Consider the following 23395-nt stretch of genomic DNA (forward strand, 5'->3'; position numbering starts at 1 on the left):
TATTGGGTGCTATTTGATTTTTAAAGCTAAAGCTCTAAATAGTGAGATTCTTGAGATTCAGTAATTCTTGTCTGATGCTTAAAGCCCAGCTTTCTAACTCTGCTTTAGAAAAGCCTTTATTGTACAAACAAGCATATAAAATCTCTCGTTGATTCACATCCCAATTTAAAGTTGCTGCTTTTTTTGTCCAACCAATCCCGACTGTGTTATTAACCACATTCGAAAGATTTGTTGCTGTCCTTTCTGAGAATATGTCTCGTCCTCCCTGCAAGTTCGCATAAGTTTGTAGATGGCTTGAATCACTTCGTTTTGTACATGAATATATAAATAAAGTTAAATCACCTGCCACATTCGTATCTTGTAGTCCGAATGCTTGAGCAAGTCCTGTTGATACACCTGCATAAACATCACCACGACTTGACAGACTTGTGCCCTGCTCAACACCCGTTGATGAGAGTGAACTATGAATATAATCACCCATTAAAAAACCGCCTAAAGTGGCGGTTCTTGGTGCGATAACTAAATAAGTATAATTTTCTGATTTTTGAATACCAGTATCAATAAAGGATGAACTATTTAAAAATAGACCATTTGCACCTTTTCCTGGTTGACTTCCTACAAGCTGAGAATTTGTGCCTGTAGCAAAGTTAAAAACACTATTTTCTTTTAAGGAATACCCAGCCACCAAACCTTCACGATTTAGTGAGGGTAACAGAGCGATATCCGTGATTTTTTTATAGTTGGGGTTGGTTGGCAATACACCACCAATTTTAAGATAACCATTCATATTAAATCTCCAAAAACCGTTTAAAAATTTGTCGCGAAAGTCTATATGCTCCAGACTTGCTAACATGTAAAGTATCTACCCATTGACCATTTGTATTTTCTAAAACGTAAGAACCCCAATCATCAAACATGTTGTAGACTTCTGTTTGTCTGTAATAGATCAGCTCGAATGCTGCTTCCACAAAATTAACCAAAGGTATTGGCGGTGATGCAACACTTGATTGTGCTGGTGCGATCAGAATAACCGCACAATTTGGTGCTGATGATTTAAAACCGTCAATCATGGCCATTATTCCCGCTTGATAATTAGCAACAGAATGCCCCCGTCGATAATCATTTGTGCCCAAAATAATAATCAATACATCAGGATTTAAAAAACTGGCCACTTCAGACTGTCCAGCTGGAGAAATCTTTAAATAGTCCTGGCCTGTACTATTCCCGTTGCCGACTTTATTCAGCTCGACACCGCTACCCGTTGTCTTTCTCATATGCATCCCAAAGAAGCAAACAGTTCCGCTGATCACTTTAAGAATTACAGAAGTAGCGCTGTTTAAAGTAATTTGTACTTTCTTTACTGAGTTTGCAGTGACATTCGTTTCGACACCATTAATCGTGTATGAGAACACACCGCTTGTGTTTCCAAAGAATATTGTTAGTTGATCACCCTTAGTCAAATTAGCAAGCGTGATTGTTGAACCTGCTGTGGTGCTGGTTCGCGTAAATCCGTCTGGACCACTACCGTATGGAAATGCAGCAGCCGTATTATCAAGATCATTTACAGTCCAACCAGATCCATAGGTAATAGTGATACCATCAAGCATATTTCGCTCAGTACCAAGATTGATCCAACCTGAACCAGCTTCACCGTATGCTGTCTGGAGAATCGTTTTAAGTTCAGTAGCTATCGTGCTATGTTCAGCCCAACTATCACCAGCAAGAACTACTCGCAATTGATCATTAATACCTGATTTAATCTTGGCAGCTTTGGCTTTCCATTGACGTAATGATGTTGAGTCCGTATAGATCGGCCTTTGCCCCATAAAAACATTGGTTTGATATTTACGGGATTGAAAATAATTCGAAAGAAAATTAAGCGTATTTAAACTTAATGAGGAAAACCCTAAAGATCCATCTTCAAGCCAAACAGGTATATTTCCAGCCGAATCAACTGCAAGTGGGATGATGGATGAAAATGAACTTTTCCCAATGGTTTTGCTGCCTGCAAAATCAAGATCTCCATTTTCGAGCCAAACAGGTATATTTCCCATTTCATCCATTGCCAAAGGAATAATGTTGTTAGTAGGAATACTGCCAACTCTTCCATCAGTATGAGAAATGGCATTAGTTTCAGCTGCTAATGCTTTATTTGAAGCATCTTCTGCAGCAGATGCAATTGCATTGGTTTCGGCTTCACTTACCAATTCAGTGAAATTCTCTGCAGCGCTACTTAATTTTTCATCAGTATAAACTTTCGCTTGATCTAGCTCACCTAAACCTAAGTCCGTCCAAGCACCTGTAATTGGAATTGCACCACTTGCACTGGTACGATTCCATTCAAAAACTTTCCCCGTGTCTAAAGCTTTGGCTCTCAATTTAAGCTGTTCAAGCTTGCTGGATTTTAACTCTGATTCTGTATCATAAATAGCAGACTGATTTTCTCTTTGCTTTAAGCTGTCAACCATTACACCCATGGCGATCTTAAATCCTTTCTCAGTGACACTAGCTCCTATGAGTGTGTCTTTTTCAGGAATTGGCATAAATTTAATCCATAAAAAAGCACCCTGTTGGGTGCCATTAAGTTGATTTAACTTTCTAACTTTCAGTCGTAGACTGTGTAATACGCGTAGAATAATTCCAAGATGTTGTTTTCCAAACATCTCGCGCTGTAACACGAACATAATAAGTGGTCGTAGATTGTAGTTTATTAATCGTGCAAGCATTCTCTGTCCCTGTCCAACTTGCAAGTAATACATCTGGATCAAAATTAGGATTCGTACTCACCCAAACTTGATAATCTTTTAAATCAGGTGCTTCACTTGGCATCCAAGTTACTGTGATAGAGTCTTTCGTTGCTGACGTATAAACATTCAGTAATTGAGGTGGTACAGGATTGCTAATATTTAACTCAGCATAAGAACTTGTTACGTCTCCATTTTTACTGGCCACGCGAATCGTATAAGAACGCTGAACACCATCAACTTTTGCTTCTTCTGTTGAATAACTATAGTCCGTATTAGTAGTTTCAATTGTCCTTAAGAGATTTCCACCTGATAAAATTTGAACAATATAACTAGATGCGCCTGCAGTACTTTGCCATTGAACTTTAAAACTGGTTCCAATAAATGCAGATTGCAAAGAAAGCCCTTTAACACTAGAAGGTGTACCACCACTAACTGTGTGACTATAAGAAGCCACCTCATCAAGAGTTTGTTCCTTTTGTTCTAACCCATTAAAACTTGTGAATTTTAAAAAGACCTGCTTACCAATAAGATTTTGATTAAAGTCATATTCAAATATGGCCCGATCAATCCTAACAAAATACTCTCCGGCTAAATGAGATTGGGCAGTGTTAAATCGGCCTCGATATAATTCACTTAAAGTATATAAGCCTGATCCGTTTAATGTTGCCTCAACATAATTGACAAATTCATCTCCAATTTTACAGAGTGTTGCGTCTACTTGTGCTTCCTCTACTGTACCGCTAAAAATCTGACTCGAAGTATTCAACTGAATTTGTGCTGTGTTTGTGCTGGAATTGATATCTGTTGTGAGTATGCCATATCGAGCTGAACCATAAATCGTACCAATACGCTCATAAGTCGTATTATCTAAACTCACCCAAACATTACAACCACCCCAATTAAGCCCACCTGATGCTGCTATCCATATTTGATTTACACCATTGGTTAAGTCTAAAGGCGGTTCGAAAATTACAGGTGCATTCACATTGCCTGGTTCTTCATTGCCTCCTTGGTAGCCATTTGAAGATTGCAAATCATATTCAACCGCTGATCTAGAGCCTACTGCTAACTCATCAGCGGTAATTGTGAGCATTCCTTCTTCATCTTCTTCAACACGTGTGATTCGTACAGGAAATTTATCTAAACCTAATGATTTATCTGTAATGGTTACGATATCCATAGGCTCAAGACGACAATACTTCCAACCTAAATTAAACTCATATTCATTCCGAACATACAAAAGTCGTTGCAAACGCAGTTGCACTGCATGTCTGGCAATTTTAGGCTCGCAGAACATCTCAAGTTTTACTGGATCTTCAGTACGCAAACCAAACATTTCAATATTCGCCTGGTCTTTTGCTTCTACCGTTTCAGTATTGTATTGATTAAAACGGTTTATATATTCAATCTGTGTATGATTAAAAGCATCAGTATCACGGCTACGGCGTACCCGTACAGGCTCATCTTCACCTATGAAATCATCATCAGTTAAGTGATATACCGGTTCTAAATTAGGCGTAAAGGTATGGCCATTACCAGTGAGTGCTGAATCACCAAAAGTCTTGATTTTCAATCCATCTGGACTTGGTACGACCGCACAGTTAACTGCCTCAACAATTTCATTGATAATTTCATGTGCTTCACGTTGTTCTGTCAAAGCTGGACTGATTAATAAATTTGCTGCAGCGCAGTAGGTCCTAAACTCTGAAAGATCATTCATGCTTAAATAAGGAGAAGCGCCATAACGTGGATTGGTAATCAAGTCCTCAATTACATCTGCTGGATTAGCATCATGAATCGTATTTGAAAATGTAATGTCGCTAATTACTTCAAAGTTATGATTAGCAAGACTTGCACTGCCACCTAATTCATAATTTGCACATGCTACATATCCAAGATATGGGTAATTAATTGCCTCGTTTGGATGTTTGGATTGTAGATAACCCCAAATTGGATTAGCATTTCCGTTGTAAAGCTCAAATCCAATTTGATCTATTGGTTTAAGCTGAACCCCCTTTTCAGTCTTGGTTACAATCTGCTCCTTATCACGCCAAATAATCCCAATATCTTTGATTTTATTTTCACAAAGCCCTAGCATTAATGAAGTGTAATACGTGTAAGTTGTATTCTTGGTTTTAGATCCACCACCTTTACCACCTGACTTGGTTGTTGTAGTTTTGGCAATAGAATGAAAATCACCATACCAAAACATATTGGCGGCAAGTCTATTTTTACCATAAACAAGTGGCTGACATAGACCATATGCAGATTGCTGGACTCGCATAGAATTAATGCGAGTATCAGAAGTACTTATTGTGTTTCCACCAAATAATCCACTCATTCTTTTAGCCTCTTCATACGAAAAAACCCAGCTATTCGCCGGGCTAAACTTCCTTTTGTACCATCCTGAATAATGACTCCAAGATTGATATAGGAATGGATTATAGTAGGCCACTCGATCACAATTGCGCCATGACTAACGCATTTGCCAATCTTATAAAGAACGATGTCACCAGGTTGCGGTTTTTTGACTTCAAAACATACACTTTTGATGTGCTCTAAATACCGTTCACCCATTTGATGCATATGCCAATCAGGTGGATATGGCCGTGGATCAAGATAATCCATCAATCCTACTTTTTCATAGACTTCACAAATTAATGTCCCACAATCTACACCAACACCTTTTACTCGTCCTTGGTGGTGATAAGGTGTACCAAGCCAAGTTAAAGCTTCATCAACAGCTTTCAAATTTTTCATTAAATTGAAGTCTCAGGAACAGGAACAAAAGGAGCACCACGAAACTTTGCTTTATTGCTAAAACGATTCATACAGGTTTCTAAGCGTTTATCACAACCAGGATAAACTTTAATACGCTGACCTAACTGAGGGGCTTCAAGCAACGGTAAAGTCAAAAGCAATACACCAGACTCATGCAAACGCACTGTTCGTTTTAACCCAGCATTACCACCTTCCAAAAATTCAATTACACCTTGTGTAAACCATCCTTGTGGCTGAGTGATATTGCAAATAATTCGAGAAGATGTGCTTCCTGATTGAATGGTACTTTCTACAACATAGTTAAGCCGATTTAAGCCACATGCACCATCGAACAATGTATTAGAACAACTTGGCTGATATAAGTTACGAGGCATTTGTACGCTTAAATCATCAAGGTCAGAAGCTACATTAAGCTGGATCATATATCGATCAAGATCAGGCTCAATAATTCGTCCCTCAAATAACAATAATGCCCCTGCACTAGTATCTGTAGGTGTATTAATATCCATAAAAATACGTTCTAATTTGAAGCGAGCGCCATCCATTTGTCCATTGTGAAACGCTTGGACTATAGGTAACAGATCAAATTTAACATCGTCAGTCGTTTCTATCGAAACTGATAAATTATCGACTTCAACACCTAGTGACAGATTGAAACCTTCGCGCTTGATCAATGGACCATCTGCGCTATAGATATTTCCGCCAATCACTAAATCAAAATCGTAATCTGTGTATCGATAAATTTGGTTCTGTACCGTAGTGATGGTATATAGATCGGCCATTAGAAACTGATCTGCATCCAATAGAGTAATTAATTTTGCTGAAGCTGCTCTCATATTTTCATCCCCAATGATCCAATCATTTCAACTTTTGAGGCTTTCCAAAGCTTGGACATAAAATGTGTGTATTGCTGCTCATCATCTTTGAAACGACAGCGATAATAATACGTTCCTGAAATATGTATTTTCTGTCCATCTACTAATGGTTCAGAAAGTACAATCTTGCCATTCTTCGTCACACCAACTGTGTCAGCACTCCACATAGGTTTTTGTTCCACAGTAGCCCACATTCCTTTTGATTCAATTTGATTCCACATATCTGGATTAGATGGTTGTGTATCTTCAAGTGTGTTTCCAAGAGCAACTTGAGCTAAACCCTGCGATTTATAAAGTTGATAAGTTGTGGTAACCCCATCACCAACAAAAGAACAATTAAACTCATTGTCATCAGGTGCTTTATATAGGAATGAATCAAAAGCACCACGGCGAGCCTCGAAAAAGCTTTGTAGAATCTGCAATTCTTTACGCCCTTTGTTTTCACGTAAAAAAGCATAAGACATTGTAAATTCATACTTGGGTACAGACTGATAACTTGCTCGAAGCTCACGACCGTTCACCGAAGTCATAATTTTGGTATTAAAAATGGGAGTCTTTGTAAGCTCCCATTCTAGTCCTGGTAATTCAGGAAATAATTCATCCGACATATAAACTCCTTATTTACCGAAGTTGCGGTTATACCCTTTCAAACCTCCAGCCAACTCACGCCCGTGTTTCTTCATAAAGCGTTTTAAGTCTTTAGAATCCCAAGCCTGAATATTGACTTGTGGCATTGATCCAGTATCACCTGCACTTGCTTGGGCCATAGGCATTGAACCATCACCCATCACTGATTTACCCAGGGCGCGGATTGTATTGGCGTGTTGCTTCGGTAAAACCATTTCTTCTTCATGTAGCTGTGTCATTGGATTTACACCTGCAGGAATATCAAAGCCTCCTCGAGCAGATGATACCTTTCCAACAATTGCAGATACCCCTGCAAATGCGGCAATACCTGCTGCAACTCCAAGTGCTGGACCTACTATAGGAATTGCTGATAGTGCCGCCCAAGCTGCTGCCATTGCTTCCCATGCAGACATCATGATGGACTTAAGAACTTCCATGAGTTTTAAACCTAACCGGGCAAAAACACCTGTTGAAGTTGCTGCGGTTTTCATGCCTTCGCCTGTTACAACAGCAGTGGTTTGTGCAGCTTGGCCAGTTACTTCTGCTGCAGTTTCAGCTTTGATGAAACCCATTTTTACAGCAAGTCTTTTGGCTAAACCTGACATATAATCCTGAATGGGTTTAGTCACCATTTTTTGAACAAATTCCATGGCAACTTCAGAAAAAATCGCATTCGTTGCATTTTTCCACGTCAAGGTTCCGTTCAACATGGCTTGCATGCCTTGGTCCCACAAATTTGACATTCTAGAAGTTAGACCGCCGAACTTTTTATCAAAGTCTTTCATTTGGGCTTCGGTCATTAGACCTGGTGCGCTCACATCATTAATGGCCTTTTGATTATCAAGTTCAGCAATATTATTATTTGCTGAAACCAGTCCATCATTTTTACCTGTTAATTTTGCCTTATCTGCCTCTAGATCTAAACGCTCTAAAGCTCCATCACGTTTAATTTGATAAAGCTGATCCTGTAACTGCTTTTCTAGTTGAACTTTTTCAACATTGGTAATCCGACCTGCATCAAGTTCAGACTCTAAGATAGCTTTAAACAATTCGAAATTTCGCTGAGCTGACTCAATGCGTGACTGAATATCTTGTTCATTGATAACTTTCTTCTTTTCTAAAGCCTCAAGTTCCAATTGAACACGTTTTTCATTTGCTTCCTTTTCAGCCTGAATTGTATATGCGCGTTTTTCATCATCAGATGCCGTAGATTTATTGATACGATCAATCTCTTTAGCTAAATCCGACTGAACTTTTTCCTGCTCAGAAGCATACTTATAAGCTAATTCTAGACGTTCTTTTTCAGCCTTTTCAGTTTGACGATTTTGCTCCTCAACATATTTAAAATAATCATCATTTTTAGAGTTAGCCCCTTTGCCTGCAGTACCCTTAGTTTCACCCTTTGGTACTTTGTTCATCACATCGGGTGACTGATGAAGCAAACTTAAAATAACTCCATCACCAAAAGTCACTTTTGATACATAGCCACCCTTTCCACTGTTTGATGTCTCAACACTTTTTACACTGTGGTTTGTAGTAATAGGTGTGCCAACTGGCATGGCAAAATCCATACCTTTATGAAAAGTTGAAGCGCCTTCTGTAGGAGCCTTACGTGTACCATAGCCTGAGGTCATTGTGTAAGCTGATAATGGCTTACCACCAGCCTGTAATCTCGCCAAATGCTCTGCACTTACTGGTGCATTTTTACCAGAATAGCGAACATCTAAATGGGCCCCTGTTCCAATACCAGTATTCCCAGAAATACCAATAAGGCGGTTACTTACAGGTTTATCAGATTCTGATTTTTCCTTTTTATCCTTTTCATCTTTGGTTCCTGTTCCTACTCCTCGCTTTGAATCGAATGTAGACAATAATCGAGTTTCTTTTTTAGCCTTGTCAGTATCAGGTGAATATAAATTTTTAATTAATTCACCACCTTTGTTGGCAGAATCCGAGATCGTTTGTCCCATCAAATTAATTGCAGTTGATACCCCTGTTGCAGATTTTGTCCAGTCAGATTTAAGCCATTCAACTCGTTGCCCCATTTTTGAGGTGTATTTATCTGTAATTGAACTGAGTTCATTGAACCCTTGTTCAAAGGCTGCTTTAGCACCTGAGAAATTGAAATTTAATACATTCTCAACAATGTTTCCAAATGTCTTAAATTTGATCCCCAATACATCTAAACCAAATTGAATGGTATCTCTAAATCCACCAAATACATTCATAACTGTAGAAATTGATGCTGAAATGTATTGGCAAACGGAAACTACTACTGCTCGAATTGTTGCAAATGAAATTTGAATGCCTACTTTTAAACCAACAACTATTGTTGCTAAAGATTTTAGTGTTGCTGACAAAAGATCCATGAAAGTTATCTGTTGAACTGATCCATCACCAATGTCTTTTGTTAGGTCACTCCAGATATCAGAAATTAATTGCATAATACTTGTTGTACTATCCAACAAACTTTCAAAAATCGTAACAATTGCAGTGATTGAACCATCAATAGCCTCTTTAGACTTGGTTGCAGATGATAAGAAATTGTTGGCCATGTCTTTTAGACCAGGCGCTAACTCTGCAACCAATCGCCCTAGCAAGCCTTTAATCGTCGCGCTAATTAAACTTAAGGAAGAATCGAATTCCTTAGTCGCTAGAATTGCCTCATCACTCAGAATAATATTTAGTTCATGTGCTTGTTTCGAATATTCCTTTAATTTCTTGGCATTATCTTCTAATAGTGGCGAAAGCAATGTTGAATCATTTGCTAATGCTTCCATTTGAGTTGTTATTTCAGCTTGAGAAAGGCCAGCCTTTTGTAATGCATCATAATACTTACCTAGAATCTGAGGACCAGATAAACCTTGGAATGCTTTGGCAGTTAAACCAACCTTAGGGGCAATCTTCTCGAAGAAATCTGCCATCTCTCCGCCACCAGTGAGCATAAATTCACCAAACTTGTCATTAACATCCTTCATGATGTCACCAAGTTTTTCTTGGCTTATGCCAACATAATTAGAAGCAAAAGACCACTCTTGAAACTCTTGCGTTGTCGCATTAGCAAGGCGAGACATATTTTCAATTTCACGAGCATTCCGGATTACTTCACCAGTTAATGCACCAATTTGCAGTACCAGCTCACTTGCCATATTCGCTAGGAAGTTACCAAGGACACTTGTTCCTAATCCACTGCCACCACCGCCACCACCCGAACCAGATCCACCACCGCCACCACCCGAACCTCCTCCAGAACCACCACCGCCAGAATTTATTCGAGTCCTTAAATGATCAATACTCGTTTTTAAACGGTCCAAGGATCCGCGCAACATTGTACTAGTGGCATCAACATTAATAACTGTATTCAAGTTGATATTGGTGTGTTGCAGACGACTAATTGCACTTTGAATCATAGTGCGGGCTTGATTTAGCTGTGCTGACAATAAAGGCAAATTAACTGTAATTCGAATTGCATTAGAAAATACAGATTGCAATGTTGTTGATACAGTTTGCTTTGCCTGTTGTAACTCTGTGCGCAACTGGCTTAGATCGATGCCTAATTTGACTTTAACCTGTTGATTATTGATTTGATTCAAACGGCGTTGAATCTCATGAATATCGATATCTAATCTAACGTTTTGAATAGGAAGTGAAGACAAACGAGATCTAATCAAGTTTTCTGCATGGCCAATTTCGGAGTCCAATGCTGTTGTGTCAATTTTCAATTTGATTGAAGCTTCATCAACAATGCTATTAATGCGTGATTTAATGGTATTGGCTGCATTGCTCAATTTTTGTTGAACATCGCTCATATCAATGTTTAAGCTAACATCAATATTTTTTAGTGAAACACGTACACCATCAAAGGCATTTTTTATCGTATCTGCAATACGGTTAATATCAGCTGCAGCAGATTGAACTTTGTTAGTTGCCTCATTCATACCATCGGAAAGTGCATCCGTAGAGGCTGTGATTTTTACTTCAACTTCATTGGCCATAACTTTTCCTTAGGCATAAAAAAACCGATCCATTGGATCGGTTAGATAAATATTTAGTATTGAACTTTAAAAATCCAATTATATTTAAATTACATAACGACTAAATTTGTAATCCCGCAACTTGATGAGGTTGCCTGTGAATGTATAAAGCCCATATTGAATTCTTTAAATTTCTTGGTTTCACCAACTTTTATAATTTCATAAACTTGACGTTTATTACTGTCAATTTTAGTGCCACTATTTGAAGAGTGCTCACATTCAACTGTGAAATCTTTGATATCTTTAGTTCCATTATTTTTAATTGTCATATCGATCATCATAATGTTATCAAATCCTCCCTTGCTCCAATCAAACTTAAAATCTAAATCTTTAAGTGCTTGTTCTTTAGGAGATAATGATGGTTCGCCAGATGCTGATGAATTTGAACTAGAATTCCCACCACCAACCATTGCGCCGATGATTCCAAATACTATTAAACCTAAAAATATCCAAGTAATAATTGATGTAGGTTTTTTTACTTTAGCACCGCAACTCGGGCAATTTTTAGCTTGAGTACTAACTTGTGCACCACACTCTTTACAGTTGATTAATGCCATTTTCTGATATCTAATTTATAAAGCTACACAAATCTTAACCAACTGTTACATAAAAATCAATCAGGGCGACCGAAGTCACCCTTGCGGAAAGGCACTCAACATTTCTTCTAAATCATCTTCATCAACATCATCTTGAGACTGTGAATTATCTTCAATCCCCATAAATGCTTCTAAAATTCGACAAAGTCGCTGAATGCCAACATCTGCGGGAGGAAACTTTGTTTGATACTCATTTAATGCGCTGATTCTTGGTAAATCCATTTGATCACGGATATAGTCATAATCCTTACCAGTCGTCATCATTAAATGAGTATAAAGCTCCTCCCAGTCTATTCCCCCGATTCACCTGCATCAGCTTTATTATTTTTTAGTCCTGATACTGCCATAACAGCACCCATCACCTCTTCCAGCTGATCCATGTAAATCAAATCTGCAACATTATCACGACTGATTTCCGGATAATTACGCTTCAATGATTTATGCGCGACATCAATCACTGTACCAACATCATTTGGCTGAAAGCCTTGCAATGCTGGTAAAAGCTTTTCAACTGCACCAAGTGACAACGGCGCAAATACAAACGCTTGGCCATCAATCTTGATTGTAGTGCCGCGTGGATTTTCAATTTCTTTAAATTGCATAGGTTATTACTCCGAAGTATTCCAAGAAAAAACGCGGTTTAAATCATCAGCCATCGGCTGAAATTCGAATTCAGGAAGATCGTAATCATCCTGTTTAGAGCTAAACCCAAGTTTGTTACTGGTACAGCGGAAAAACTCCATGCCCATGAACTTACCTTTATATTCGCGCTGCAGGTTCACTGAAAATTCAGGTGTGTAACCCATATCAAGGTTATTGACTAAGCCTGACTTTGCACCTGCCACTGTTGCCGAATATTTAAAGCAGATAAATACCACTTTACCCACATCAGCAGTTGCAAATGTGTATGCACCAGTCGCCTCATCTACACTGTATTGACCCACAACTGGCGCAGATGCCACACGTGTAAGTGGAATAGCTTTACCATCTGTCACGCCCATATCTTTAACAAAGGTCCCAGCATTAGGCACAACAGGCGTAACAATTCCACCAGTGGCAATTTTTTCACCATTGATAGTTTGAGTGATAACCTCAATACCACCATCTGCAACAACACCACCGAAGAAAATCGAATTAAGCAAAGCACCATTAATTCGACCAATTGTAGCTTTACATTTAATTGAACCTTTGCCACGTGCAGCATCTACAGCAAATTGGCCACGTCCAAATAATTCTTTTAAATCATATGAAATATCCACTGATGTACTTTGCATTACACCCACTTCAATAGGTGTAGGATTGCTGATTGGTTTACCGTAAACATCTTGGATCGGTGTAGCAACGATTTTGCCTGCACCAAATAAATATTGAGCCATTGATTTTGACCTCTTAAAAATGACGAAACCGCCAATTAAGGCGGTTATAAATTAGGGTGAAAAGTTTAGTTAGTTGTTAAAATTTGAATTGGGATGATGGCAATACCTTGTCCATCCAGCATTCCATCAACACCTTCATAGACCTCAATTGTTCCATCGATCCAACAATGCTCAACCAAGCCATTTAAGGTTTGATATTCACATATTTCTGGAAACTCAGGTTTAATGGCTTCACGGATAGCATCAACATAGGTATTAATCTGTGTTGATATCGCTTTAACTGGATCTGCCTCAAAAACATATAAATACAAATCAGCACTAAGGATAATCTTAGCGTTTAATCCTTTGACGGGATTTTCAGCTTGATTCCCTTGGGTAAGAAATAATGCTGGTCGTTGATCATTATGAACATGATTAAAATGCTTTAAACGCCGACTGACTGAAACCATACCTTGTATATTTGAAAGCCGATTAAACAAAGCTTGGTAAATACTTTCACTATCCATTCAGACCTCGTTCAATCGCTTTATCTATATTTTTAGGCACAATCTTGGCAATCTCATCTAAAGAATCACGCATAAACCGTCTTTCTTTAAAATTCACAACACGGCTATGCGCCTTAACCAGTACATCTCTTGGGGTGATTGGTCTGCCAAATGCTTGCTTGATATGCCTTAAATGCTCTTTAATACTTATGGCAGCAGATAATCCAAACTCATGGATAAAAGCATATTTAACATGAGCCCCACCAGCGGAAACAATTCCTTCGATCACACCGCCGGTTTCTTCAACCTTTGAAGCAAGCGAACCACGTAAGCGCCCTGATTGAACATTCAGCCTTTGTCCGCTCAACATATCTTCTTGAACCATTCGCTGAAGTTTTAAGGTTAATGCTGTAATCGTTCTGCGTACTTCAACTTTCACCCGGTTATTTTCTTCGTTCAGTTGAATATGAACATCGACAGAATCAACCATAAATCACCTAGCTTTTAGTTATTGCCACTGTTACTGCTTTTTTGGGTTCATCTACATAGCGTGTAAAACCCAAAGGTTGTAGGGCAAAATAAATATCTTCTTTTGCCTCAACCACTCCATTTTTTAATGAATAGGATTGACCTGAAATCACTATACATGTGGGTTTGTAAGAATCAGGTGCTAGATACTTAAACAACATTACTTACTCCTAAATGACAAATGCCCCAACACCCAAACTATTAGGGTTTGTGCCTTTATCATCAATTGGGATTGAATTTTTTAATGCCAAATAGCGTTGGCCATAAATGCTTTGATCATAGAATGTTTCTTTTGAGGATCGAGCGTAACTCACACTCTGACCAGCGATCGACATACTCGAAGCATTGGAAATGGCTGTACCATTTGGATTGGATTTTTGAACTTTAAGAATATGTGCTGCATATAGACCTACAGCACGTTCCTTCAGTTTCCCAAACTCAATAATTGAAACAACAAGTTCAGCTTCTTCCAAAGCATCTTGAATTTCTGAATCATTTGAGTTGTAAAGTTGAGAATCTGATTTGAATCTTTCTCTAAATGCTTGTAGATCCATAGCTCCCACTTATTCCTTTGCTTGGGTTAACTTCGCCTGAAGTTGTTCAAGAGTTTCATCATCCGTAAATGTGATACCTAGCTGGGTAAGTTCACCTTTAACAGCGACTAATGCTGCATCATCCCCCTTGCCATCATCTTTTGCTTTGCTACCAGTTGATTTAGTCTTGGAATCTTCTGTAATTGAAACATCACCAGATTCAAGTAAAGTTTTAAAAACTTTACCCGATGAGATTTTTTTTAAATCTGTTGCTGTAATTTCAATGGTTTGATCTTTACCAACTTGAATCCCATCAAAAGAAAAAGCGGCTTGTAAGCCGCTGTATGTCAATTTTGGCATTGTTATTTTTCCTTATTCAACATCATAGTAACGAAGAGAGTCGACACGTTTTAGATAAACACCTTCATACATATAATGCCCAGGTGTACGCATCACATAATTGATTGGCTGTGCTGCTAAGAACTCCAAATCATTACAACGGAAAGTTATGCAGTTTGGATCACGGCGATAAATAATGCTTCGATCTGTTCCTCCAACACCTTTACCTTCCAAATAAGTTTCTGAAGCAAAATTAAGTGTTTTATTTTGCATCGCAAAGGTGTTCTTTTCCTTGATGTATTCAAGGAAGGTTTTACCCGCTGAATCAGGAACAATACGGCTGGCCAAGATGGTAAATTTATTTTCAGGCATTACAAATGTATCTGGCTGAACACTACCATCAAACTTAGATGCATTATTTGCACCTTTAATGGCTTTATTAATATCTGCCAAAACTACTTCAATGGTTGCAGTTGTATAATCAACAGTTGATGCCAATACTTCCACACCAGTTTGATTATAAAAGCCATTCAGACCTGTTTCAGCCTCACCAAACCACGCCACATCACTCATGTGATTTTCAAAAGCTAGACGTGTTGCAGTGATTTTGTCGGTTGCTAAAGCAATTCCAGCTTTTAGAGCGGCGGCAGTTTCAAAGATTGAAGTTTCATATCCAATCACACCAACTTGTACGGTGAGTTTTACTTCGTCATACATTACCTCAGCCAAAGGCACATCATTACCTAAACCAGAGTGACGTTTACCACGGCCAGCACCACGTTTACGTTGCAAAACACTGGCTGAACCAACCACCGCACCAGCTAAACCTTCAATTGGTAAGTATTTAGCATAGGCCTGTGCTTCTGCGAGTTGTGGCGACATTTCATCTACCGATTCAAGTTTGATCAGTAACTTGGCAAATGTATCTAAATTGAATGCATCACCCACTGCAGCTTTAACACTATGTGCTACTGCAGATAAACGAAGCTTCATTTGTTCTAATTCTTTAGACATGTATTACGCTCCACGTAAACGAAGAATTGCTAAACCATCAGAACCGGTGATGGTCTCCCATACTGAATTTGGTAATTCAGTTGAATCTGTAGCTACAGAAGATAAAGAGCCCAACGGCGCTTCGGCTGTTGGGTTTGAGGTACGAACATATACCTTTGCGTTGATGTTGGTCACTGGTGCTGTAGGTTTTACCCAAACAGATCCAATTTGCATGATCGGTGCACAATCAAGTTTTTGATACGCTTCTTTACCTTTAGAATTTTTGCCCGATTTTCCAATGTGCTGGAAAACGATGACTCCAAATTTTGTATTGGATGCATCAGTTACAGATTTAATTGTTTTTCCATCTGATGATTGCACAACAACATCACCATCACTTAAAACCCCATCTCCTGAGACTGGCAAAGATAGGATTTCTTCAGGCATGTGCAAACGTGCACGCATACCAGGAATCGCTTGAGGTGTTAAAGACATACTCAATTCCCCTTAGAGTTTTTGTTTCCAAGCATCTTTTTTTGAGCTTGGTTGTGGTTGACCTAAAGGCTTTTCATCACCAATTTTATGTTGTTGCTGAACATTGAGCGCATCATTGACAGGGTTTGCTGGAGTAACACCTTTGACCGCTGACAACGCTCGAAAAACAGTATCAACTTGATCAGGCTTTGCATCACCCACAGCAACACCACCTAATACTGCTGTCACAAGGTTGTCACCTGTTTTTGATGCAATTACTTCACGTTTGATCTGTTCGCATGTACAGCCTTCTGTTTTAACAGTTGGTAATAATGCTTTGGCATCAGCAATAACAGTTGCACGTTCCGCTGCAGCTTTTTCTAACTTGTCAGGTGTCATCTGATTTTTTTCTAAATCACCGACTTTCTGTTCAAGCGTTGCTTTATCAGTGTGTAATTGATCAACGACCGCTTGCACTGCTGGTAATTCATCACCAATAGAAAATTGCTTGTCGCCTACTTTTAATTTGGCGGCTTTTAAATTTTCCAATTGTTGTTTTTGAATGTTTAAAGCATCCGCTAAAGGTTTGTTATCACCGATATCGAAGCGGATACCATTTACTTCTACTTCCATTGTTTTCCCCTTTGGGTTTGGTTTTTGGTCACCGATGCGACAATCACCACCACAGCGACCGTATTTCACTAGTGCCATGTGATCGCCTGTAAAATTAATAAACTTCGCTTGGTACGGCGTACCATCTGGCGCCATACCTTGCTCAACTACTAATATGGCTGCATAGCCAAGCGACATTTCAATGCGCTCATTGCTTTGAATTAGGTCAATACTGACTTTATCCTTGATGAGAAGATCACCCACCAAATAGTCACCTTCTTGGCGCACGTTCTCACAATAGCCAATGTGATAATCCTTCCAGTTAGACGCATTAATTTCATTTTTAGGTGGGTGATAGTCAGTAACATCTACACCATTAAAACTTGCAACCGATTCAGGCTTAAAAAGTTCATCTGCAGGTGTGTAGACATTGATGTTCTGATCTGCCGTGAATCCCTCTAATGATGGGAATTCGTAGGCGTAGTACTGACGTACTTGTGGGGCTTTGGCCAAGCGAACATTGACACATTTCAAATACCCTTCTTTGGTAAATGAGCGTGACGATTCACTTGGCGCAAAGTCACCAATTTTTAGTTGATATAGGATTTTCATAAATAAGGCTCAATAAAAAAGAGCCCTATCGGCTCTTTGGATTACATGAATACAAATGTTTAAATCGTTTCTCAGATATTTCACCAATCAAACTTACCATCACTTTCGCTGCTTTTTTCAACGCCTTACGCCATGGTTCTAAATTCCAAGTTAAAGAATAATCACCACAACCATAATCAAAGCCAATATATCTAATATTTTTCTTTTGAGCTTCTAAACGTCGATAAAAACGCTTCTTGGAGTATTTCTTTCTGCGCATGACATCACCTTTCTGTTGGCAATAAAAAACCCACCAAAGTGGGTCAATGATCAATATCATTCAAGGCTTCAAATGCACTCGGATAGAGTGACGACCTTGAGTGGCATTATAACTATGCTCAATATCACGTACAGTGCCTGAAACTTCAACACCATTTAAATTTGAACCAATGAAATACTCACCAATACGAGGAATAATTTCTAAATTCGCATCTATTGCTAAATGATCATGACTAATAATTTCAACTTGCATAATAAAATTCCTATCTAATAAGAATCAACTTTATGAAAGTAATAAAATTTATTCAACCAAAATATCCTCATAATTTGGCAACGCCACACACCGACAACGAATAGGTTCACCAGGATGGCCACCGCTTGGCGGTTCATCCCATCTGAAAGTTTTACCTTGCTTGTTTCTGTGATCTGTTCGCACTCGCTCATCCTTGGCAGTCTGCCATGTATAAGATTCAACGCCTAAAGCCAATTGTCGCTGCTTATTGATATTAGAATTAATCTTACCCATCTGATCGGCAGCAATTAAACGTGCACGATACTCTGTAGATTGACCAAGCTTGTATATTTCTAAAGCAAGTTCTTCATTGGTCTGGCCTGTCTGCAAAGCATTTAAAACTAAGGCCTCTAACTTATCGGCATACTGTTGTGGTATCGATTTAATTAAAGATACGTTGGCTGCTATACACTGATCGACTGTTAGCTGAATATCACTTGCTTGGTATAAGGGTGTTAGATCAACACCAATAACTGATTTGGTGTGCTTAGCAATTTGATCATCCACTTCTTGCCTTACATCACTTACAACTTTGGTTGCTAATGGTTTTGATGTTTCAGAAACATATCGAACAATCTTATCTCGAATTTTCGAGAACATCTCACTGAACCAACTATCACCAATATTTTCACCAATTGCTGGTAAAACTATTTCTTTGGTCTGCTCTTGGCAATATTGAGCGATCGCTAAAAGTTGTCTGGTGTAATAAAGCTCCGTACGGCGATTAACCTTAATTGGCTTTAGCTTTGGCTTTCTGCCACGTTTATTCTTCTGGATCTGTTGGAGTTGGGGCTTTAGCAGTTGGATTATTGTCGTCATCTATATTCACCATCGATTCAAGCAACTTAATATGAGCGTCATCTATCACAGAATAAACACCGTCAATTTGTAGCTGACGAGCAATTTGTGGTTCGGTCAAAATGCCCATATCTAGATAGCCTTGGTCTCGCTCCTTATTATTTTTTTCAACTTCAGAACGTACCTTTGCATCCAATTGCCACAATGGATTAAAAACCACATTCAAGCCTGTAAATTGCCGACCAAATGTAGCTTGGCAAATCAAAGCTAAAAATTGCATCAGTACCGGCTTTACATCCCATGTCTGCTTTGTAGCAATACCATCATAGTAATTACGAGTGTCGTGCTCACCTGTGGCATTTAAACCTGCAGGTGATTGACCAAACAAAATGGTATATGGAATATCTGCTGCGCCTGAGGTTTGAATCGAAAATTCACGCATCATTTCAGGCAAGCCACCGAATGTATAAGACTTAGAGTCGTATTCCTCTTCCTTATCCAAAACCAACATGCCGTTTAAGCCTTTAAGCAAACCCACACTCAGAAAACGGTCAGTTACTGCTCTAAGATCATCTGTGATTTTTTCAATCAAACTTGGTGTCCTAATAATATCGATCTTTGCTTCATGGACTAGACTTGCAGCACCACGTTTCACACTAGCATGGTCTAATAGGTCGTTATACACTTCCTGTAAGATGCTTTGAGGCTCTTCATTCACCACATCCGCATGGCAAATCTTAATTAATCTTGTGTGATGAATTCTCTGCTCCGGTTTAACATCATCGAAACGTAACTTGTAAAACTCAGGCTGTTTAAGCAATCCACCACACTCTTGAGGTGGTAAGTACTTGGTCTTATCGGCCGTTATATATTTCTTCTTAATCACAGTGAAAAACTCTAATCTCCCAATTCCAAGCTTATTCAGCTCAAATGGCTGATCTAAAGTTTTTCCGTCAGCCGTTCCAAGTAATACATAAACAACACCGTATAAGCGAGATAAAATCAAACTAGATAGTAAAATCTTATTCAGATTGAATTCTTCACAAGCTTCTGTAAGTTTTAATAAATCATTGCCTTGAATACCTTCATAGAACCATCCAGCACGAAGCATGTCACTTGCTGGACGATTTACAATACGGCGCGCTAACCAATCCTGATAAACCGCTTCAAGCTGATCATCAGCAATATCACGGCGCACGAAATGTCCATATGATGCCTTGTCTCGACCTGTGCCGATATTAGACACAAAATTAGTGTAAGCCCCTGCATCGCCGATAGCGTCAGGCTTTTTCTTCTTAGCCATAATTTTTCCTAATCAAATACAGTTGGCTTACTTGCAACAGTGTCATTTATTGCATCAATTGTTGGATCCCACTGGTCGTCATGATCATGTGTCATATCAGCGGATAACCCTTCTATTTCTTCTACATAGTTCAAAAGCCATGGCGCAGATGCTGGCAACATCACCATGCCATCCTCAACATAAAAAACCACATCCATTGTACGTGTGAGTTTGTCTGTGCTTCGTTGAATGGCTCGGATCGGCAATGTAGTTTGTCTTGAAATGGTTTGAATCAGCGTTGTACCTGATGCTTTATCCTCAATGGCCATGTATCGAAGCTTGCCAATTTCTGTATTGGATTCTTTATGCTTATTGATAAATAGCTTGGCTTCCTTGATCAGCTCTGGTGCTTCCCACTTACCTCGCTTCACATCAATAATGTAAAGCTTGCCATCATGACCAAGTCCACCACATAGGAACACTGAAAAGTCGTTATGCTCTTTGGTCTTTTGCGCTGTATCAACCCAGATTGCCCGCCATTTAAGAACAGGTAATTTAAGGTACCGACCGAACCATTCAGCTTTAACCAAATCTCCACCAAGCTTTTTAGGTGCTTGTTGATATTGACTGGCAAAGGTGTAACGGGAGACAGTGGCTCCATCCTTATCTTGGCCACCCTTTTCTAACTGCAACAGAGATTGCAATGATTCTTTCAATGGCCAATAACTTTGACGACCTAATTCATCTCGTTCAACATCACGCGGGATTTTTCGCTGAATAATTGCAGGCAATTGATTAATGTAATCATCATCAATCAATGCAGGTATGCTTATCTGTTCCCATTCACCAGGAACATTACCCGTCATCACAAAGTTTGTTGGATCTTCATCGTGCAAACGTTGCATGATTAAAATGATCGGTGTATCAGAACGTGCTTTACGTGAATTGACCGTATTCAGAATTTTACGGTTTGCTTTACGTCTAGCCGTTTGGCTAAAAGCATCCTCGGGCTTTAACGGGTCATCAAGAATAATTGCCCCGGTAAAACCATCATTCGCTAAAGTACCAGCACGACGACCTGTAACCTGTCCACCCATTGATGCAGAATAAACATGCCCTGCATCGTAACCATCAACAGTAGTTTTCCAGCTTGATTTTGCATCCGTACTGGTGGAGATTTTCACTAGCCATAAGTTTTGAAAATCTTCTGACTTAACAATATTTCGTGCAGTTGCTGAAACATCCTCAACCAATGATTGAGAATATGACAAATATAAAAATCTTGACCGAGCATTACGTGCAATACCGCGAGCAATTAGATTGGTTAAAAGCTCTGTCTTACCACTACCAGGTGGAACATTAATAACTAGGTTTTTAACCTTTCCTGTTATCACTTCATCAATTTTGTCGGCAATATACTCATGGTGCCAATTGACTGAAAATTTAAACCCCATACGAGGTAGAAAAAAACGGCGTGTAAAGAACAAATGCTCCTTTTCACAACGTTCTTGTTCTATCTGCATTTCCAGCAAGCTAGTATTTACTTTCGAGTTCATCCATAACCTGCCTTACTTGCTCTTTTGTGGCAGTTACATAGGTTGAATTTTCACTTTGAAGTGGCCCACCGCCTGCACCGGTTATTTCCTGTTTATTGGTATATTTACCACCTATATCTTCAGCAGCTTGTTTAAGAATATTTAAAGCAGCTACTCGATTCTTAGAATGCTTCTGATATTGATTCTCTAATCGTTGAAGTCGCACAGATAGATTTGCTATAGGAATGTTTTGAGGTGTGTCTAAGAATTCTATTCGTGTAGCATCAAATTCACCCTTAAATTCAGCACTAAGATCCTTGCCAGCTCGTTTAGTTGGGTCATAAGTTTCAACCTGTTGCCTAGTCACATCTACATTAAACTCTTCCTTGACAAGCACAACAGTTTCTTGAGGAGTATTAAACTGTGCAAGTGACCGTACGATAAAGAGTTTTTGCTTTTTATTTAATATTGCCATTTCTCTCTATCCGTCAAGGTAGGTCAAGGAAACATGCCAAAAAAAATGAGCCCTAAGGCTCAATTAATTAGACATGTTCCGCAGCACTTGGAAATATTTAAATCTGATACAAACGGCGGGTTTTGAGCGACCTCAATCATTCGCTTGACATTCTCGCTTGCACCCCAGCGTTTGACAACGCCTATAAATTCTTCTACATCATGGCCAGCTAAATAATGCTTAGGTAAGCCTGTATGATCGCTGTAAAGGATTTCTCCATCATCATCACGTTCTACACCGATATGGTAAAGCTCATGCTCAATCAAAGCACAAAATTCTCGGTCGTTTGCACTTTCACAAAAGCTTGCATCTACCGTAATGAGATATATAGGTACAAATCCAAACCAGTCGCGCATTTGTTGTTCTTGTCGCGCTTTACGCCAACCGCCCTGGTTAAACATCACCTTTTCACATTGACCTAATACCATTCTCTTTTTAGCAACGGCGGCAGATGATGCCCATGCGAAAGCTAAAAAAGTTTCATCGTCGTGTAATAGCTCTGCTATGTGGTCATGGTCGGGATTATGAAGTGCACCGCCAAGTGTAAGAAAGTTGGTTACCACCCATTCTTTTAGATCTGCTGCAGGTGCCAAGCGAATCGCCTCTTCTTCCTCAGCTTGATCAATCAGTTCTGTCGGTGGAAATGGTCTGATCTGTTCCATTGAAAATTTGCCTCTTCAAATTCTTTAGCCACTGACTAGTAAAATTAGTTTCAACCTGTAGTGGCCCATCTTCCTGAATTTTATATCTTGGCGCTGACTCTATTCTAACAACGGTGTAACCCATTTCGGCAGCAACATCGTAACGATCCATACTCCAAGCTTTATCTTTCAGCTTACCTTTGCGACCACCCGACCATGGTCCCCCAGATATTTCAACTAAAATTCTGTGTTCAATAAGATGAAAATCAAAACGCCAATGTTTTGTTGATTCAAATTGGAATAGTTTCTCATACTTGATTTTGAATACATTCAGTGATTGCTCAAAGTCTTTAAAAGCCTCTAAGTATGCTTCTTTTGCCTTAGGTAGTGGTCTTGTTCTTGGTTTTGATTTAATTGGCTGCTTTCTAGTTAAGTTGGTGTATTGGTTAATTTCCATAAATAG

27 protein-coding genes are annotated in these 23395 nt (G+C 39.1%); all 27 read right to left on the reverse strand.

Features of this window, described 5'->3' with window-relative positions; genetic code table 11:
• Positions 1-34: 34 nt before the first annotated feature.
• On the reverse strand, positions 35-787 hold the full coding sequence (locus AC4CVF_RS09150) for a hypothetical protein (protein WP_490789234.1): 753 nt from the start codon (positions 785-787) through the stop codon (positions 35-37).
• A 1-nt stretch (position 788) separates the two neighbouring features.
• The gene (locus AC4CVF_RS09155) at positions 789-2684 is read right to left on the reverse strand and encodes an SGNH/GDSL hydrolase family protein (protein WP_490789941.1); all 1896 of its coding nucleotides are present in this window, start codon (positions 2682-2684) and stop codon (positions 789-791) included.
• Positions 2599-5088 (reverse strand): phage tail protein, encoded by a 2490-nt coding sequence (locus AC4CVF_RS09160; protein ID WP_490789235.1) that lies wholly within the window; start codon positions 5086-5088, stop codon positions 2599-2601. The genes AC4CVF_RS09155 and AC4CVF_RS09160 overlap by 86 nt, the downstream gene beginning before the upstream one ends.
• Positions 5085-5507 carry an NlpC/P60 family protein gene (locus AC4CVF_RS09165; protein ID WP_490789236.1) on the reverse strand — a complete coding sequence of 141 codons (423 nt, stop codon included), beginning with the start codon at positions 5505-5507 and terminating at the stop codon, positions 5085-5087. Before AC4CVF_RS09165 ends, AC4CVF_RS09160 begins: the two co-directional genes overlap by 4 nt.
• Complete coding sequence (locus AC4CVF_RS09170) at positions 5507-6364, reverse strand: DUF2163 domain-containing protein (RefSeq protein ID WP_490789237.1); 858 nt, start codon at positions 6362-6364, stop codon at positions 5507-5509. The genes AC4CVF_RS09165 and AC4CVF_RS09170 overlap by 1 nt, the downstream gene beginning before the upstream one ends.
• Positions 6361-7011, reverse strand: coding sequence for a DUF2460 domain-containing protein (locus AC4CVF_RS09175; RefSeq protein WP_490789238.1), 651 nt, complete (start codon positions 7009-7011; stop codon positions 6361-6363). The genes AC4CVF_RS09170 and AC4CVF_RS09175 overlap by 4 nt, the downstream gene beginning before the upstream one ends.
• 9 nt (positions 7012-7020) lie before the next feature.
• The gene (locus tag AC4CVF_RS09180) at positions 7021-11025 is read right to left on the reverse strand and encodes a phage tail protein (protein WP_490789239.1); all 4005 of its coding nucleotides are present in this window, start codon (positions 11023-11025) and stop codon (positions 7021-7023) included.
• Between the two features lie 89 nt (positions 11026-11114).
• On the reverse strand, positions 11115-11621 hold the full coding sequence (locus AC4CVF_RS09185) for a zinc ribbon domain-containing protein (protein ID WP_234623946.1): 507 nt from the start codon (positions 11619-11621) through the stop codon (positions 11115-11117).
• Between the two features lie 75 nt (positions 11622-11696).
• Complete coding sequence (locus tag AC4CVF_RS09190; RefSeq protein ID WP_490789240.1) at positions 11697-11924, reverse strand: hypothetical protein; 228 nt, start codon at positions 11922-11924, stop codon at positions 11697-11699.
• 26 nt (positions 11925-11950) lie between these two features.
• A complete protein-coding gene (locus tag AC4CVF_RS09195) occupies positions 11951-12262 on the reverse strand; it encodes a hypothetical protein (RefSeq protein ID WP_490789241.1) in 312 nt (103 codons plus the stop codon).
• Between the two features lie 6 nt (positions 12263-12268).
• Entirely contained in the window at positions 12269-13036 is a 768-nt protein-coding gene (locus AC4CVF_RS09200) for a hypothetical protein (protein ID WP_234623943.1), read from the reverse strand.
• Between the two features lie 65 nt (positions 13037-13101).
• The gene (locus AC4CVF_RS09205) at positions 13102-13542 is read right to left on the reverse strand and encodes a hypothetical protein (RefSeq protein WP_490789242.1); all 441 of its coding nucleotides are present in this window, start codon (positions 13540-13542) and stop codon (positions 13102-13104) included.
• Positions 13535-14011 (reverse strand): hypothetical protein, encoded by a 477-nt coding sequence (locus AC4CVF_RS09210; protein ID WP_209827000.1) that lies wholly within the window; start codon positions 14009-14011, stop codon positions 13535-13537. The genes AC4CVF_RS09205 and AC4CVF_RS09210 overlap by 8 nt, the downstream gene beginning before the upstream one ends.
• A gap of 7 nt (positions 14012-14018) precedes the next feature.
• Positions 14019-14210 (reverse strand): hypothetical protein, encoded by a 192-nt coding sequence (locus AC4CVF_RS09215; RefSeq protein ID WP_490789243.1) that lies wholly within the window; start codon positions 14208-14210, stop codon positions 14019-14021.
• A 9-nt stretch (positions 14211-14219) separates the two neighbouring features.
• Positions 14220-14603: a DUF4054 domain-containing protein gene (locus AC4CVF_RS09220; RefSeq protein WP_419329092.1), complete on the reverse strand. Its 384-nt coding sequence runs from the start codon at positions 14601-14603 to the stop codon at positions 14220-14222.
• Positions 14604-14612: 9 nt separating this feature from the next.
• Entirely contained in the window at positions 14613-14942 is a 330-nt protein-coding gene (locus AC4CVF_RS09225) for a hypothetical protein (RefSeq protein ID WP_419329091.1), read from the reverse strand.
• Positions 14943-14954: 12 nt separating this feature from the next.
• Positions 14955-15935, reverse strand: coding sequence for a major capsid family protein (locus AC4CVF_RS09230; RefSeq protein ID WP_490789244.1), 981 nt, complete (start codon positions 15933-15935; stop codon positions 14955-14957).
• A 3-nt stretch (positions 15936-15938) separates the two neighbouring features.
• Positions 15939-16409 (reverse strand): structural cement protein Gp24, encoded by a 471-nt coding sequence (locus AC4CVF_RS09235; protein WP_490789245.1) that lies wholly within the window; start codon positions 16407-16409, stop codon positions 15939-15941.
• A 12-nt stretch (positions 16410-16421) separates the two neighbouring features.
• A complete protein-coding gene (locus AC4CVF_RS09240; RefSeq protein ID WP_490789246.1) occupies positions 16422-17612 on the reverse strand; it encodes a DUF2213 domain-containing protein in 1191 nt (396 codons plus the stop codon).
• 25 nt (positions 17613-17637) lie between these two features.
• Positions 17638-17931 (reverse strand): hypothetical protein, encoded by a 294-nt coding sequence (locus AC4CVF_RS09245; RefSeq protein WP_490789247.1) that lies wholly within the window; start codon positions 17929-17931, stop codon positions 17638-17640.
• On the reverse strand, positions 17932-18123 hold the full coding sequence (locus AC4CVF_RS09250; RefSeq protein WP_490789248.1) for a hypothetical protein: 192 nt from the start codon (positions 18121-18123) through the stop codon (positions 17932-17934).
• A gap of 48 nt (positions 18124-18171) precedes the next feature.
• Complete coding sequence (locus AC4CVF_RS09255; protein ID WP_490789249.1) at positions 18172-18981, reverse strand: phage minor head protein; 810 nt, start codon at positions 18979-18981, stop codon at positions 18172-18174.
• Positions 18926-20263 carry a DUF1073 domain-containing protein gene (locus AC4CVF_RS09260; protein WP_490789250.1) on the reverse strand — a complete coding sequence of 446 codons (1338 nt, stop codon included), beginning with the start codon at positions 20261-20263 and terminating at the stop codon, positions 18926-18928. The genes AC4CVF_RS09255 and AC4CVF_RS09260 overlap by 56 nt, the downstream gene beginning before the upstream one ends.
• 8 nt (positions 20264-20271) lie before the next feature.
• Complete coding sequence (gene terL / locus AC4CVF_RS09265; protein WP_490789251.1) at positions 20272-21798, reverse strand: phage terminase large subunit; 1527 nt, start codon at positions 21796-21798, stop codon at positions 20272-20274.
• Positions 21776-22252, reverse strand: a complete 477-nt coding sequence (locus AC4CVF_RS09270; RefSeq protein ID WP_490789252.1) for a DUF2280 domain-containing protein — start codon at positions 22250-22252, stop codon at positions 21776-21778. Before AC4CVF_RS09270 ends, terL begins: the two co-directional genes overlap by 23 nt.
• A gap of 59 nt (positions 22253-22311) precedes the next feature.
• A complete protein-coding gene (locus AC4CVF_RS09275; protein ID WP_490789253.1) occupies positions 22312-22953 on the reverse strand; it encodes a putative metallopeptidase in 642 nt (213 codons plus the stop codon).
• Entirely contained in the window at positions 22913-23389 is a 477-nt protein-coding gene (locus tag AC4CVF_RS09280) for a hypothetical protein (protein WP_490789254.1), read from the reverse strand. Before AC4CVF_RS09280 ends, AC4CVF_RS09275 begins: the two co-directional genes overlap by 41 nt.
• Between the last annotated feature and the right edge of the window lie 6 nt (positions 23390-23395).

The sequence above is a fragment of the Acinetobacter sp. LipI_19 genome (assembly GCF_058242925.1).